This window comes from Haemophilus sp. SZY H56, assembly GCF_054332415.1.
In genome coordinates, this window is the sequence record NZ_JBTGNX010000001.1 from 257,526 (window position 1) to 272,947 (window position 15,422).

Annotated in this window: 16 protein-coding genes; 12 read left to right on the plus strand and 4 right to left on the minus strand. The window is 39.0% G+C overall.

The window, feature by feature from the left end; genetic code table 11:
* Positions 1 to 60 precede the first annotated feature (60 nt).
* Positions 61 to 1,992 (minus strand): threonine--tRNA ligase, encoded by a 1,932-nt coding sequence (gene thrS / locus ACXVWP_RS01330; protein WP_289902250.1) that lies wholly within the window; start codon positions 1,990 to 1,992, stop codon positions 61 to 63.
* Between the two features lie 260 nt (positions 1,993 to 2,252).
* Between thrS and ACXVWP_RS01335 the strand changes: the two genes are divergently transcribed.
* The 9 genes from ACXVWP_RS01335 (at position 2,253) to trpA (ending at position 10,863) form a co-directional block, all read left to right on the plus strand.
* Positions 2,253 to 2,834 carry an FMN-dependent NADH-azoreductase gene (locus tag ACXVWP_RS01335; protein ID WP_289902251.1) on the plus strand — a complete coding sequence of 194 codons (582 nt, stop codon included), beginning with the start codon at positions 2,253 to 2,255 and terminating at the stop codon, positions 2,832 to 2,834.
* A gap of 197 nt (positions 2,835 to 3,031) precedes the next feature.
* Positions 3,032 to 4,582: an anthranilate synthase component I gene (trpE, locus tag ACXVWP_RS01340; protein ID WP_289902252.1), complete on the plus strand. Its 1,551-nt coding sequence runs from the start codon at positions 3,032 to 3,034 to the stop codon at positions 4,580 to 4,582.
* A 12-nt stretch (positions 4,583 to 4,594) separates the two neighbouring features.
* Complete coding sequence (locus ACXVWP_RS01345) at positions 4,595 to 5,179, plus strand: aminodeoxychorismate/anthranilate synthase component II (protein ID WP_289902253.1); 585 nt, start codon at positions 4,595 to 4,597, stop codon at positions 5,177 to 5,179.
* Positions 5,180 to 5,188: 9 nt separating this feature from the next.
* A complete protein-coding gene (locus ACXVWP_RS01350; protein ID WP_005629316.1) occupies positions 5,189 to 5,575 on the plus strand; it encodes a tautomerase family protein in 387 nt (128 codons plus the stop codon).
* 11 nt (positions 5,576 to 5,586) lie between these two features.
* On the plus strand, positions 5,587 to 6,588 hold the full coding sequence (gene trpD / locus ACXVWP_RS01355) for an anthranilate phosphoribosyltransferase (RefSeq protein WP_289902254.1): 1,002 nt from the start codon (positions 5,587 to 5,589) through the stop codon (positions 6,586 to 6,588).
* Positions 6,589 to 6,629: 41 nt separating this feature from the next.
* The gene (gene trpCF / locus ACXVWP_RS01360; protein ID WP_369866638.1) at positions 6,630 to 8,066 is read left to right on the plus strand and encodes a bifunctional indole-3-glycerol-phosphate synthase TrpC/phosphoribosylanthranilate isomerase TrpF; all 1,437 of its coding nucleotides are present in this window, start codon (positions 6,630 to 6,632) and stop codon (positions 8,064 to 8,066) included.
* A 23-nt stretch (positions 8,067 to 8,089) separates the two neighbouring features.
* Positions 8,090 to 8,848, plus strand: coding sequence for an SDR family oxidoreductase (locus ACXVWP_RS01365; RefSeq protein WP_289902256.1), 759 nt, complete (start codon positions 8,090 to 8,092; stop codon positions 8,846 to 8,848).
* A 12-nt stretch (positions 8,849 to 8,860) separates the two neighbouring features.
* Positions 8,861 to 10,057, plus strand: coding sequence for a tryptophan synthase subunit beta (gene trpB, locus ACXVWP_RS01370; protein WP_289902257.1), 1,197 nt, complete (start codon positions 8,861 to 8,863; stop codon positions 10,055 to 10,057).
* A complete protein-coding gene (gene trpA, locus ACXVWP_RS01375) occupies positions 10,057 to 10,863 on the plus strand; it encodes a tryptophan synthase subunit alpha (protein WP_289902258.1) in 807 nt (268 codons plus the stop codon). The genes trpB and trpA overlap by 1 nt, the downstream gene beginning before the upstream one ends.
* 40 nt (positions 10,864 to 10,903) lie before the next feature.
* Here the strand turns inward: trpA and smrB are convergent, their stop codons facing one another.
* Complete coding sequence (gene smrB / locus ACXVWP_RS01380; RefSeq protein ID WP_297567844.1) at positions 10,904 to 11,413, minus strand: endonuclease SmrB; 510 nt, start codon at positions 11,411 to 11,413, stop codon at positions 10,904 to 10,906.
* An 84-nt stretch (positions 11,414 to 11,497) separates the two neighbouring features.
* Between smrB and prmB the strand changes: the two genes are divergently transcribed.
* Positions 11,498 to 12,442, plus strand: coding sequence for a 50S ribosomal protein L3 N(5)-glutamine methyltransferase (gene prmB, locus ACXVWP_RS01385; protein WP_289902259.1), 945 nt, complete (start codon positions 11,498 to 11,500; stop codon positions 12,440 to 12,442).
* A 97-nt stretch (positions 12,443 to 12,539) separates the two neighbouring features.
* Complete coding sequence (locus tag ACXVWP_RS01390) at positions 12,540 to 13,604, plus strand: MFS transporter (RefSeq protein WP_289902260.1); 1,065 nt, start codon at positions 12,540 to 12,542, stop codon at positions 13,602 to 13,604.
* Between the two features lie 55 nt (positions 13,605 to 13,659).
* On the opposite strand, the gene ACXVWP_RS01395 is transcribed toward ACXVWP_RS01390, so the two are convergent.
* Positions 13,660 to 13,914, minus strand: coding sequence for a helix-turn-helix domain-containing protein (locus ACXVWP_RS01395; RefSeq protein ID WP_126471291.1), 255 nt, complete (start codon positions 13,912 to 13,914; stop codon positions 13,660 to 13,662).
* A gap of 63 nt (positions 13,915 to 13,977) precedes the next feature.
* On the opposite strand from ACXVWP_RS01395, the gene ACXVWP_RS01400 reads away from it, so the two are divergent.
* Entirely contained in the window at positions 13,978 to 14,373 is a 396-nt protein-coding gene (locus ACXVWP_RS01400; RefSeq protein WP_289902261.1) for a hypothetical protein, read from the plus strand.
* Positions 14,374 to 14,435: 62 nt separating this feature from the next.
* Here ACXVWP_RS01400 and cysB read toward each other — a convergent pair whose 3' ends face one another.
* A complete protein-coding gene (gene cysB / locus ACXVWP_RS01405) occupies positions 14,436 to 15,407 on the minus strand; it encodes an HTH-type transcriptional regulator CysB (RefSeq protein WP_289902262.1) in 972 nt (323 codons plus the stop codon).
* Positions 15,408 to 15,422: the final 15 nt, after the last annotated feature.

Here is a 15,422-nt window from a genome sequence, read left to right on the forward strand (position 1 = left end):
AATATAAAAAAGCCGCACATCAAAGTGCGGTCATTTTTAATTAAGATTTTAAAAAATTAATTACTCTTCACCCAACAATTTCAACTCACGTTGTCTTACTTGGGATTTTAAGATTTCAGCAAACTCTTCAATCGTGAAAGTACCTAAATCAGCACCTTTACGGGTACGTACTGCCACTTTGCCTTCGGCGATTTCTTTATCACCGCAAACAAGCATATAAGGCACGCGACGTAAGGTGTGTTCGCGAATCTTGAAGCCGACTTTTTCATTACGTAAATCAGCTTTAACACGTAATCCAGCATCAGAAAGTTGTTTCACCACTTTTTGCACGTAATCAGCTTGACTATCAGTAATATTCATCACAATCGCTTGAACTGGCGCTAACCATGCTGGGAAGAAACCCGCATACTCTTCAGTAATAATACCGATGAAACGTTCAATCGAACCTAAAATCGCACGGTGAATCATCACTGGTGTACGGCGATCATTATCTTCTGCCACATAAGACGCATTTAGACGGCCTGGTAATGCAAAGTCTAATTGGATAGTACCGCATTGCCATTCACGATCTAAGCAGTCACGTAATGCAAACTCAATTTTCGGACCATAGAATGCACCTTCACCTTCTTGAATTTCATATTCAAGGCCGTTATGTGCTAATGCTGCTGCAAGACCTGCTTCTGCACGATCCCACATATCATCTGCACCGATACGTTTTTCAGGACGAGTGGATAATTTCACCTGAATATTTTGGAAACCGAACGTGCTGTAAATGTCGTAAACCATTTTGATACAACTGGTTACTTCACTTTCAATTTGGTCTTCAGTACAGAAAATATGTGCATCATCTTGAGTAAAGCCACGTACACGCATTAAACCGTGTAAAGAACCTGATGGTTCGTTACGGTGACAAGAACCAAATTCCGCCATACGGATTGGTAAATCACGGTAAGATTTTAAACCTTGGTTAAAGATTTGAACGTGTCCCGGGCAGTTCATTGGTTTAATCGCATATTCACGGTTTTCTGATTGTGTAGTAAACATCAAATCGCCGTAGTTTTGCCAGTGACCTGTTTTTTCCCATAACACACGGTCCATCATGAACGGACCTTTCACTTCTTGATAATCGTATTCTTTTAATTTAGTACGTACGAAGGTTTCCAATTCACGGAAAATTGTCCAACCATCGTTATGCCAGAACACCATACCCGGTGCTTCTTCTTGCATATGATATAAATCTAACGCTTTACCGATTTTACGGTGGTCACGTTTTGCCGCTTCTTCTAAGCGAGTTAAGTATTCTGCTAATTGTTTTTTATCTGCCCAAGCCGTACCGTAGATACGTTGTAACATTTTATTTTTGCTATCACCGCGCCAGTATGCACCGGCTACTTTCATTAATTTGAAGTGATGGCAGAAACGCATATTCGGCACATGCGGCCCACGACACATATCAATGTATTCTTCGTGATGATAAAGCGCAGGCGTTGCGGTACGTTCGATGTTTTCATCTAAAATAGCCATTTTGTATGGCTCACCGCGTTTTTCAAAAGTATCTCTTGCTTCTTGCCAGCTTACCGGAGTTTTGATCACGTCATAATTGGTTTTCGCCAATTCCAGCATACGTTTTTCGATAGCATCAATGTCTTCTTGCGTTAAAGAACGGTCTAAATCCACGTCATAATAGAAGCCATTTTCAATCGTTGGACCGATTGCCATTTTGACATCTGGGAATAATTGTTTGATAGCGTGACCAAGCAAGTGTGCGCAAGAGTGACGAATAATTTCTAAACCGTCTTCATCTTTTGCCGTAATAATTTCAAGGTTGGCATCTTCATTGATGATGTCACACGCATCACGACGTTCACCGTTTACACGGCCAGCGATGGTTGCTTTGGCAAGACCGGCTCCGATATCTTGAGCCACTTCTAACACAGAAACTGGACGATCAAATTCACGTTTAGAACCGTCCGGTAAAGTAATAATAGGCATAATTTTTCCTTATACAGTGGTCGCCCATACGAAAGGCAACATGCAAATAATGATTAAAAACAAACCGCACTTTCATTCACTCCCACTATCGAGCAAACCAAGTGCGGCGGAGAATTTTAGCACTTTCCACCACACTTGTTAATATCTCGCTGAATTCTTTCCAATGAGTAAATAATGATTTTCCTGATAGCTACTTTATCTATTCAAAATTTCCGATAAAATGACCGCACTTTTGATAAACACCAATTAAAGGAAACTCTATGAACGTATTAGTATTGAAATCAAGCATCCTTGCAGATAACTCTCAAAGTAATAAATTAGCCGATTACACCATTGAAAAATTAAAAGACCACAACATTGTGGTACGTGATTTAGCGGCGCAACAACTTCCCCATTTTGATGCAACGGCGGCAACTGCGGTACGTGGCGAACCTAAAACTGCAGAAGAAAATGCACTTTTAGCCTTATCTGATGAGTTAGTGGCTGAATTAAAAGCCGCTGATATTATTGTAATTGGTGCACCTATGTATAACTTAGGCATCCCAACACAACTTAAATCTTATTTTGATTTTATTGCGCGTCCTCGTGTGACTTTCCAATACACCGCAAATGGCCCTGAAGGTTTACTTCAAGGTAAAAAAGCGGTTGTATTAGCAAGTTTTGGTGGCATGTATGATGACAACAACAATGTGACAACTTACTTAAAAGCGATTTTAGGTTTTGTTGGCATTACCGATGTTCAGTTTGCTTATGCAAAAGGCATCGGATTAGGTGCTGAAGCGATTGAAAAAGCACAACGTTCAGCAAGAAATAAAATTGATGAGATTGTTGCATCTCTCTAATTACTAAAATCCCCAGATAAGCCATTTTGAGATATGCCTCAAAATGGCTTTTTTCTAATCAACTTTCTCTATTTTTAATATCTTTGGTTAAAAATTAAAAAAATATTGTAAAATCACGCCAATTTTTTGATTATTTTCTTGACTTATGCATTGTGTACTAGTTTAATAGTGCAAAAGTTCAAAATACAGGATTGATTATGAAAAATACCCCTTTTATTGCGGTGACCTCTCAACCGGTTCCCTATCATGCCGACACCACCGCAATTTTTAATACGCTTTGCCAACAGAACTCAAATTCTCTTCTACTCGACTCTGCCGAAATTGGTAGTAAAAATAGCTTACAGAGCCTTATTCTAATTAATGCTGCCGTTAAAATTACTTGTTTAGGCAATCAGGTGACCTTTAGAGCATTGAATGCGAACGGAAAACAAGTGTTAAACGAAATTCATCCTGTATTAAGCCAACTTGGTACCGTAAGTGTGGTTAATTTTGAGAATGAATTTTCTGTACAATTTGCGCAGCTCGACAATCAATTAGATGAAGACAGCAAATTACAAGCTGCAACCATTTTTGATGGACTTCGTGTAATTTCTAACCATTATCAACATAGCAGCACACCTGTCTTTTTAGGTGGTTTATTTGCTTATGATTTGGTGGCAAATTTTATTCCAATGCAAGGTGTTGAATTAAAAGATGATGGCATTAACTGCCCGGATTACAGTTTTTATCTCGCAGAAAATTTAATCACCATCGATCACCAAAGCCAACAAGCCACATTAAAAAGCTTTTGTTTTAGTCAAGAAGAACAAGTGGAAGTCGCGAAAACGGCACTTTCTATTGCTCAAAAATTAAAAAATATTGATGGTGTATTTTCCATTAAAGCAGCAAGTGATGAGGTCAACACTAACTTTGAAGATCCTGAATTCATCGGCATTGTAAAAGCATTAAAACATCATATTAATATTGGTGATGTGTTCCAAATCGTGCCATCCCGCCGTTTTTCATTGGCTTGCCCGAATACCCTTGCGAGCTATGCACAATTAAAACATAACAATCCAAGCCCTTATATGTTCTACATGAACGATGAGGATTTCATTTTATTCGGAGCATCACCAGAAAGTGCGTTGAAATATGCACCGGACAATCGCCAATTAGAAATTTATCCAATTGCAGGTTCTCGCCCACGTGGTTTTGATGCCCATGGTAATATTGATCCAGAATTAGATGCACGTTTGGAATTAGAATTACGTCTTGATCATAAAGAGCAAGCTGAACATTTAATGTTAGTGGATTTAGCCCGTAATGATATTGCTCGTGTTTGCCAAAGTGGTACACGTAAAGTCGCCGAATTAATGCAAGTGGATCGCTATTCGCACATCATGCATTTGGTTTCTCGCGTAGTGGGTAAACTTCGTCCTGAACTTGATGCCTTACACGCTTATCAAGCTTGTATGAATATGGGGACATTAACTGGTGCGCCTAAAATCAAAGCGATGCAGTTAATCTATCAATTTGAACAGCAAAAACGTCACAGCTACGGTGGTGCGGTCGGTTATCTCACGTCTGATGGTCATTTCGATACCTGTATCGTCATTCGTTCTGCTTTTGTACAAAATGGCATTGCCCATATTCAAGCGGGTTGTGGCGAAGTATTGGATTCTGATCCACAAATGGAAGCGGATGAAACTCGCCATAAAGCGGCTGCAGTGCTTAAAGCAATCAAACAAATCAATACCCAAGCAAAATAAGGACGATAAATTATGGCTAATATTCTCTTTTTAGATAATTTTGATTCATTCACTTATAACTTAGTGGATCAATTCCGAGTGCTTGGGCATAACGTAAAAATTTATCGTAATGACACTAATTTAGAACAAGTGGTACAAGAAGCATTAAATACACCGGATACGATTCTTGCACTCTCTCCAGGACCAGGTACCCCGGCAGAAGCAGGCATCTTACTCCCACTTATTGAACGTTTAAAAAATGATGTGCCAATTATTGGTATTTGCTTAGGCCATCAAGCGCTTATTCAAGCTTTTGGTGGAGAGGTTGTACATGCAGGCGAAGTATTACATGGTAAAGTATCGCGCATTCAACACGATAACCAAGCCATGTTTAAAGATATTGCTAACCCAATGCCTGTGGCACGCTATCACTCTTTAATGGGTAAAAATCTGCCTGACGAATTTATTGTCAATGCCGATTACAATGGTATCGTGATGGCGATTCGTCATAAAACCTTGCCAATTTGTGCTTTCCAATTCCATCCAGAAAGCATCCTTACTGTGCAAGGTCCCAAATTATTACAACAATCTGTGGAATGGTTATTAAACAGAGATTAAGGAAGAAAAATGATTACCGTATATGGATTAAAAGAAGTGCTTGCACCTCGTCGTCAAGATATTGCTGAAGTAATTTATAACTGTTTAAACCTTGGTTTAGACATTCCTCGTGGAAAGCATGCAATTCGTTTTTTATGTTTAGATAAAGAAGATTTCCTTTATCCTATCGATCGTAACGATGATTACACCGTTATTGAAATTAACCTCATGCAAGGTCGTATGGAAGGCACGAAAAAACGTTTAATCAAAATGCTTTTCAGCGAACTGGAATACAAAATTGGGATTAAATCTCACAACGTTGAAATTACGATTAAAGAACAACCTGCGCATTGTTGGGGTTTCCGTGGTATGACTGGCGATGAAGCACGCGATTTAGATTACGATATTTACGTATAAAGGACGAGATTATGCAAACGGCTCAATTATTAGAACAACTTTACAGTGGAAAAACACTTAATAAAGAAGAAAGTGCGGTCATTTTTAATGCCATTATGCAAGGCGAACTGAATAACGAACAAATCGCTGCCATGCTGATTGCGTTAAAAGTACGTGGTGCCGCCATTGAGGAATTAAGTGGTGCGGTATCAGCATCCTTGAACAATGCCAAATCATTCCCTCGTCCTGATTACCCTTTTGCGGATATTGTAGGAACGGGTGGCGATGGTCAAAACACAATTAATATTTCTACGGCGAGTGCCATTGTTGCAGCCTCTATGGGTGCCAAAGTAGCAAAACACGGTAACCGAAGCGTATCAAGCAAATCAGGTGCCAGTGATGTATTAACCGCACTTGGTGTAAATGTGAATGTCACGTCAGAACAAGCTCGTCAAGCACTTGATGATATTGGCGTATGCTTCTTATTTGCTCAACAATATCACAGTGGGTTTAAACATGTCGCTCCTGTTCGTGCAGCATTAAAAACACGTACGCTTTTTAACATTTTGGGGCCATTAATCAATCCAGCTCGCCCAACTTATCATTTGCTTGGTGTGTATGCTCCTGAATTAGTGAAAACCTATGCTGAAACAGCTGTTGCATTAGGCCATCAACATACTTTTGTGGTTCATGGTGCGGGTCTTGATGAAGTCGCCGTACATGGTGAAACGCAAGTCGCTGAAATTAAAAACGGCAAAATTGACTACTTCACCTTAACGCCAGAAGATTTTGGTTTAAAAACACAATCTTTAGAAAGTTTACGTGGTGGCGAACCGCAAGAAAACGCCCAATATCTGACCGCACTTTTACAAGGTAAAGGCAAAGCAGAGCATGCTAATGCGGTAGCCGCAAATGTGGCATTATTGCTGAAATTATTTGGTCATGATGACTTAAAACAAAATGTTCAAAATGTGTTGGCTCACCTTGCTTCAGGCAAAGCGTTTGAGACACTACAACATTTGACAAAATATTAAGATAAAGGCTGATTTGATAAGCCACAATAAGAAGAAAAATTATGATCACGCAAGATTTCACCAAACCAATTGACTCTGCTACGGTGCTACAAAAAATCGTCTTAGACAAAGCACTATGGGTTAAAGCAAAGGAAACTGAATTTCCGCTTTCACAATTTAAAGAAAACATTCAAAAATCTGACCGCTCTTTTTATGATGCGTTGGGTAAAGGCACCCATCAAAAACCGGCTTATATTTTAGAATGTAAGAAAGCGTCCCCTTCTAAAGGATTAATTCGTGGTGAATTTAATTTAGATGAAATCGCCAATGTGTATAAACATTATGCGTCAGCGGTTTCAGTGCTAACGGATGAGAAATACTTCCAAGGTAAATTTGACTATTTGCCGCAAGTACGTGACGTTGTCTCACAACCTGTATTGTGCAAAGATTTTATGATCAGCGAATATCAGGTTTATCTTGCGCGTTACTATCAAGCTGATGCTATTTTATTGATGCTTTCAGTGGTGAATGATGAAACCTATCGCGTATTGGCTGATCTTGCACATTCTCTCGGCATGGGGGTATTGACAGAAACCAGCAATGAAGAAGAATTTGAGCGAGCCCTTGCTCTAGGTGCAAAAATTATCGGTGTTAACAATCGTAATCTTCACGATCTCACTGTTGATTTAAACCGCGTAGTAGAACTCACACAAAAATATGCCGATCGTATCCCCGCGGATGCACGTATTATCAGCGAATCAGGGATTTATAATCACAGTCAAATTCGTGATTTGCAAAAAGTGGCACATGGCTTTTTGATCGGCAGCAGCCTAATGGGCAGTGCAGATTTAAATAATGCTGTGCGTGAAGTGATTTTTGGCGAAAATAAAGTATGCGGTTTAACTCGCACGCAAGACGTCAAAGAGGTTTACGCAAACGGGGCATTATACGGCGGCTTAATTTTCGTCGATCATTCAAAACGCTGTGTGAGCCTACGTCAAGCACAAGAATTAGTGACAGCATCACCACTTCATTTTGTTGGCGTGTTCCAGAATCAAGAAATTGATTTTATTATAAAAATCGCTAAACAATTGCAGCTTTATGCCGTTCAGCTACACGGTTCAGAAACCACTGAATTTATTACTGCACTTCGCCATCAACTACCTGAGGATACTCAAATTTGGAAAGCTATTTCAGTCGATACTGAAGCACAAAGTGCAGTTGATTTTACTGATGATTTAAATATTGCTCGCTATATTTTCGATAGCCAATCCGCTAATCAGCAAGGTGGCACAGGAAAAACCTTTAATTGGTCACTCATTCCTGAAAACTTGAAACACAAAATTATTTTGGCGGGTGGTATTTCACCCGACAATATTGAACAAGCCATTAAGCAAGGTTGCCTAGGGGTTGATCTCAATTCTGGTGTAGAAACTGCCGCAGGCGTAAAAGACAGCGAAAAAGTGCGGTCAGTTTTTAAGACGATTTTGTCAAATTAATCTGATTGCTAAGGGGAAGCATTATGCAAAGAACAGCGTTAGTAACCGGCGCAACTGCCGGATTTGGTGCGGCAATTTGTCGCACATTTATTGAAAATGGTTATCGTGTAATTGGCACAGGGCGCCGCGTAGCTCGTTTAGAACAATTACAACAAGAATTAGGTGAGAACTTCCATTTTCTTGCCTTTGATATTTCAGATCGCCAAGCAACAGAAGATGCTTTCCATTCCCTTCCCGCTACTTGGCAATCCATTGATTTATTGGTGAATAATGCAGGTTTAGGATTAGGCTTAGAAAGTGCAGATAAAGCGAGTTTAGACGATTGGATGCAAATGATTGATACCAATATTAAAGGTCTCGTCACCATCACTCGTCTTGTGTTACCACAAATGGTTGAACGCAATTCAGGTCATATTATTAATTTAGGCTCAATTGCAGGTACTTATCCTTATCCAGGTGGCAATGTATACGGTGGCACTAAAGCTTTTATAAAACAATTTAGTTTAAATCTTCGAGCCGATCTTGCTGGTACACAAATTCGCGTGTCCAATGTTGAACCCGGTCTTTGTGGTGGAACTGAATTTTCTAATATCCGCTTTAAAGGTGATGATGCCCGAGCAAAAAAACTCTATGAAAATGTGGAATATGTCAGCCCACAAGATATAGCTAATATTGTGTTATGGCTCAATCAACAACCTGAACATGTCAATATTAATCGCATTGAAGTGATGCCAACTGCACAAACCTTTGCACCACTTAATGTTGCAAGAATTCAAAAATAACAAGGAAATATTATGTCAGAAACCCTTTTAAATCCTTATTTCGGTGAATTTGGCGGAATGTATGTACCGGAAATTCTCGTACCGGTATTACAACAGCTAGAAAAAGCCTTTGTGGAAGCAAAAGACGATCCTGAATTCCAACGTGAATTTCAAGATTTACTTAAAAATTATGCGGGCAGACCAACCGCACTTACCCTTTGCCGTAATTTAACCAAAGGGACAAAAGCAAAAATTTATTTAAAACGTGAAGATTTACTTCACGGCGGTGCCCATAAAACCAACCAAGTATTAGGTCAAATTTTATTAGCAAAACGCATGGGTAAAACACGTATTATCGCAGAAACTGGTGCAGGACAACATGGCGTAGCAACAGCCCTTGCTTGTGCGATGTTAGATATGCCTTGCCGTGTTTATATGGGGGCAAAAGACGTGGAACGTCAATCACCAAACGTCTTCCGTATGCGTTTGATGGGCGCAGAAGTGATTCCTGTACAAAAAGGTTCTTGCTCATTGAAAGATGCGTGCTGTGAAGCGATGCGTGATTGGTCAGCCAACTATGAAAACACCCATTATTTATTGGGTACCGCAGCAGGTCCTCATCCATTCCCGACGATTGTACGTGAATTCCAAAAAATGATTGGTGAAGAAACTAAACGTCAAATTTTAGAAAAAGAAGGCCGTTTACCGGATGCTGTCATCGCGGCAGTTGGTGGTGGTTCCAATGCGATTGGTATGTTTGCCGATTTTATTGATGAAAAAGATGTACGTTTAATTGGTATAGAACCTGCAGGTCACGGCATTGAAAGTGGTGAACATGGTGCGCCATTAGGCCATGCAAAAGTGGGTATTTATTTCGGCATGAAATCACCTTTAATGCAAACTGAAGATGGTCAAGTGGAAGAATCCTACTCTATTTCTGCTGGATTAGACTTCCCTTCTGTTGGGCCTCAACATGCTTACTTGCAAAGTATTGGTCGTGCCGAATACCCAAGCATTACAGATGATGAAGCATTAAACGCTTTCCAAGCATTAGCAAAACATGAAGGGATTATTCCTGCATTGGAAAGTTCTCATGCATTAGCACATGCACTAAAAATGATTCATCAAGAACCGAATAAAGAACAAATTTTAGTGGTGAATCTTTCTGGTCGTGGGGATAAAGATATTTTCACCGTTGATAAAATTTTAAAAGAAAAAGGAATGCAATAATGAGCCGTTTTGAAACTAAATTTGCAGAACTTGCAGCGAAAAAAGAAGGGGCTTTTGTACCTTTCGTTACATTATGCGATCCAACATTTGATCGCTCTTTTGAGATTATTTGTACTTTAGTTGAAAATGGCGCAGATGCGTTGGAATTAGGCTTTCCATTTTCTGATCCGCTATTAGACGGTCCCGTAATCCAGGCAGCTAATAACCGTGCGCTAAATGCGGGCCATAGCACTGAAGACAGCTTTAAATTACTCGCTAAAGTACGGTCAAAATATCCAGAAATTCCGATTAGCTTACTCCTTTGTGCAAATTTGATTTTTGCTAAAGGATTAGATAATTTCTATCAACGTTGTACAGAAGTCGGCGTGGATGCGGTTTTAGTAGCAGATATTCCACTATTGGCAAAAGAAGACTATGTTCAAGCTGCTAAAAAGTATGGCATTCAACCTGTCTTTATTTGCCCACCAAATGCTGATGCCAAAACGGTACAAGGTGTTGCTGAAAACAGCGAAGGCTATACCTATTTAGTTTCTCGTGCAGGTGTAACAAGTGCAGAGAATCAAGCTCATGCTGCAAACTTAGATACACTTGTAGAACAACTTAAAGCTCATAAGGCTCCACCAATTCTACAAGGTTTTGGTATTGCTCAACCTGCTCAAGTAAAAGAGGCTCTTCAACTTGGTGCTGCGGGAGCTATTTCAGGCTCTGCAACGGTAAAAATCATTGAGCGAAATTTAGATAATCAAGCTCAATGTTTAACTGAACTTGCTGAGTTTGTTCGCAATATGAAAGCAGCAACAAAATAATTGACAAAAGATGCAGATCAATGTCGATCTGCATCTTTCTTTATGCATCCACTAAAATGAGTATCGCTGCTTCTCCACCCCATTCTTTGGGTGCTTGGTGTAACGCCCGGACTTTAGGGTGCTGAACTAACCAACGTGGAATTTGTTTTTTCAACGTAAAGGTTCCATAGCCGGTCATGATGCTCGCGCAATAAACATGCTGATCTTCACAAGCTAGCAACAATGCCGCTAATTCCATTTTGGCTTGCTCACGGGTTAAACCATGTAAATCCAAAAATAATTCGGGTGAAAAATCGCCACGACGAAGTTGTTTCAATAAATGGCTATCTTCCCCTTCGCGTAAATATTTGATGACACCATCATGTTCATTTAGCAATGGTTCATATTCATCGGAAAAATAGAAAAGCGTATCTTCTTTTTCTCGAATATCACGTAAATCGGATTTTTTTTGACCGCTCTTTTGACGCGGCGCCACAAAAGTATCTTGCTTGATGGGTTTGATCCCTTTTGTTTCCGCCCGAAAAAGATCGAAATCATCTTGTTCTGTCATTATTTTTCTCAATTTGTTATTTTGCTTAATGATAGCACATCTATTCTATGGTATAACTAGCCAAATTTTTTATTGAGGCACAAAATGGAAACCTTACACAATCAAGAACTTGTTGCGACAATTTTAGAAGATAATGTGGCAAGTGAATTAACAACCATTCAAGATTTTTTACGCTGGACATACAGCACATTTAACCGTTCTGATATTTATTACGGACAAGGCCATGACAATGCGTGGGATGAAAGTCTTCAATTAGTCCTTGCGGGACTTCAATTACCGCTCGATTTACCGCAAGATTTATTTAGCAGCAAACTCACTCACTCAGAAAAAGAAACCTTAGTACAATTAGTCTTAAGCCGTATTGAGCAACGTATGCCTGTCGCCTATTTAACAAATAGTGCGTGGTTCTGCGGATTAGAATTCTATGTAGATGAGCGGACGATTATTCCTCGCTCGCCAATTAGTGCATTAATCCAAGATAAATTTGCTCCGCTTTTAAAATCTGAACCAAAACGTATTTTAGATCTTTGTACCGGCAGTGGTTGTATCGCGATTGCTACTGCTGAAGCCTTTCCTGAGGCTGAAGTGGATGCAGTCGATCTTTCTGTGGATGCGTTAAATGTAGCGGAAATCAATATTGCACGCCACCAATTAGAACACCGTGTTTTCCCGATTCAATCATATTTATTCCAAAATCTCTTCGGTCAACAATATGATTTAATCGTGACCAACCCACCTTATGTAGATGAAGAAGATTTGGCAGATATGCCGGAAGAATTCCATTATGAGCCTGAATTAGCCTTAGGTTCCGGTGTTGATGGTTTAGAAATTACAAAACAAATTTTAAAACAAGTGCCGGATTATTTAACACCAAATGGCGTGCTCGTTTGCGAAGTAGGCAACAGTATGGTAAGTCTCATTGAACAATATCCAGATGTGCCATTTGAATGGGTTGAACTAAAAAATGGCGGTCTAGGTGTATTTGCCATTAGCCGCGAAGATTTAGTGAAATATCACGATTCATTTTAATCTCAAGTGCGGTTAAAAATCGTCGTGAATTTTGACCGCACTTAACCAATTACTGGCGCGCGTTCTTAACGCGTGCTTTTCTTTTTTTAATAACACAATGAATTTACAAAAACTTTTACTGACTCGCCGTTTCTTTTCTACCCTTGCATTCTTTTCCATGCAAACGGTATTTTTCATCTATTTACAAGGAAAAGGCTTAAGTAACAGTGAAATTGCCTTTTCACTCTCGTTGCTTTTCTTCTGCAACCAAGCATTAGCCATTTTAGCCGGTATTTGGGGCGATCGATTTGGACTGGCCAAAATGATGTTGCTTGGGTGCTTTTTAGATGTGATCGCCTACATTTTCTTTCTCTCTGCAGACAATTACCTTCTGCTTTTAATTGCCACCACCTGTTTTGGCTTAGGCAGTTGTTTGTTTGGTACCAATGCGAAAGCCTGCCTACTTGTACTCGCAGGCGAAGAATACAAAGAGAAAACTCGATTACAGGGAAAATATTTAAAAGTCACCTCCATGTCGTCTATGTTTGCGCCTTTGTTAGTGATTCCATTTATCAAATACAATCACATTGAGTCGCTGATTTGGGTCTGCTTTGCGATGGAAGCGGTTCTCTTTGCCTTAATGGTAAAACCGTTTTATCAAATCCAAACCTTACAGACCTTAGTGAAGTTTCGCATTGCTCAAATTAAAGAAATCATCACCAAAGAATTTTTATTTGTGCATTTGATGCTATTTATTCCTCTTTCCATTGCAACGTCATTCTTTGTGATCTTCCCATTTCTTTTCGATAATAAATTAGGGATGACAGAACACTCCCCGATGGCACTTTTTGTAAATGGTTTGTTGACTGTATCATTACAAAGTTATTTTTCTCGAAAAATTAATTTAACGATTAAACAAACCTTATGGGTGGCACCAATCTTGGCTGTGGGCATTATCTTGCCTTGGTTTATTACGTTGAAATATATTTCTGTGGTTTCCGCTTATATTTACTTAGTCATCTTCACGGTAATTGAAGTCTATGCCTTAACGGCGATGGCAAATTTATTAGTAAAATTTGATAACGGCACCAACCGAGGTTTTATCTTTGGCTCATCACGATTATTGCTTTCTATCGCGACCGTTATCGTCATGAATTTAGTGCCTCATTTGTTTTTATTGTAAAAAAGCGTATTGAGTCAATGTCTCAATACACTTTTGTAAAACTATATGACAAATATTATACTTTAAATTTTTCTTCAATTTCTCTTAATACCTGAATTGGATCTAAATTAAGTCCTTTGCAATATTCGATGAATTCAAATACATCTAAACGACGATCTCCTGTCTCGACTTTTCCAATAAACGAATGTACAACGCCCAATTTTTCTCCAAATGCGCGTTGTGATAAACCCAGCTCTTTTCTTCGATTAAGCAATAATTCTCTTAACCAAATATATTCATCGGAATGAATAGATAATCTTAATTTTCTCATTGCACCTATTTTAGGTGCAAGTCATACTTGTACCCGTTTTAGGTTCAATTATAAGGAGATGTTATGTCATTTTTATCTAAGACTCTTGGTGGCTTATCAAAAGATTACTATATTCGTCAATTTTTATTCGGGTCAATCTTTTTTACATTTATGGCTGTTATAGGATATAACAACTACAGTCATACTGGTAACTCATCTATATTTCTTACTAATATAATCCTTGGATTAATTTGTTTATTCTTATATCCCTATTCTCGATTTGTTTATGAAAGTATTATTGAATATATTTTAGGAAATAATGTTTTCTTTGTTAATGCTCTATTCATGCTTATAATCAAATTCATAACCATGATGCTGTGTTTTGTGTTCGCAGTATTTATCGCACCAATTGGTTTAACATACCTCTATTTTTATCATTCAAAACAAGAGAAACTTCAGAATCAAAATGAAAAACAATAGCAAAAAAGGACGCTATAACGTGTCCTTTCTTCTATAAAAAAGTTTAATTTTTAACTGCTATTTTACTTCACATCTAATTCGACATTATCAAACAATTTCTTCACGGCATTGTTATCACGCAATCTCTCGGCTTTTTCAACCATTGGACGTGTTAAGTGCGGTGAGAAAAATTCGATAAAATCATACATATAGTTGCGTAAGAATGTGCTGTGTTTAAAGGCTATTTGCGTTATACTCGGACGAAATAAATTTCCCGCATCAATCGCCACTAAATCCGTATCGGAAGGTGTATGTGCTATAGACGCCATAATGCCCACGCCCAATCCTAAACGCACGTAGGTTTTTATCACGTCAGCATCCGTTGCAGTAAACACAATATTCGGCAAAATACCAGCTCGGTTAAACGCATAATCTAAATCAGATACACCAGTAAAGCCGAAAGTATAAGTGACTAACGGATATTTACCTAAGTCTTCAACGGTAAGCTCTTTCACTTTTGCTAAAGGATGATCAGGTTTAACAATCACCGAACGATTCCATAAATAGCAAGGCAGTTGAATTAAATCATCGAAAAGATACGGTGCCTCTGTCGTGATCGCTAAATCCACTTCGCCAGAAATCAACGCATCATGAATTTGAGTCGGTGAACCTTGATGAATATGTAAACTCACATCCGGATATTGTTTAGAGAAACGTTCCACCACGGTTGGCAGCATATAACGCGCTTGTGTATTGGTTGTCGCAATGCGTAACACCCCATGATTCGGACAGGTATATTCATTGGCAACCGATTTAATGCTTTGTGCTTTAACCAAAAGCTCACGAGCAATAGCCACGATCTTTTTACCCGCAGGTGTAATGGATTTAATGTGTTTACCATTACGCTCAAAAATCTCTAAACCGAGTTCATCTTCTAACAAGCGAACCTGTTTACTGATACCAGGTTGAGAGGTATAAAGTGCGTTAGCCGCTTCTGTCACGTTTAAATTTTGGTTTACAATCTCAACAATATAGCGAAGTTGCTGCATTTTCATCGCTAATACCACCTA